A 269-nucleotide genomic window follows, 5' to 3' on the forward strand; every position below is an offset into this window, starting at 1 on the left:
TAGGTAGGCGTTTTAATAATTGAGAGAATTTATCTTCCATCTCAACCATTTGCTCACGATAAATATCAAGCTTACTGGCAACTGCATATTTAGTTCGGTAGGTTGTGCGTAACTCAATTTCCTTAGCAACGGCATTGTGGTAGCTGTCTATTTCATCCGACACTAATAAGCTGTAGCTAAAAAACAACACCAAACAAGCTACAAAAGTTCCGCATATTGCTTTTACAATAACGGGCCACTCACCGATGTTATCGAGCTCGATTTCATTC

1 protein-coding gene is annotated in these 269 nt (G+C 39.0%); it reads right to left on the reverse strand.

Features of this window, described 5'->3' with window-relative positions; all coding sequences use genetic code 11:
• Positions 1 to 269: type 4a pilus biogenesis protein PilO (locus AAEY88_RS13810; protein ID WP_350563302.1), on the reverse strand; the 269-nt coding region annotated here is incomplete at both ends.

Source organism: Psychrobacter sp. CAL346-MNA-CIBAN-0220 (assembly GCF_040309805.1).
Lineage (GTDB): Bacteria > Pseudomonadota > Gammaproteobacteria > Pseudomonadales > Moraxellaceae > Psychrobacter.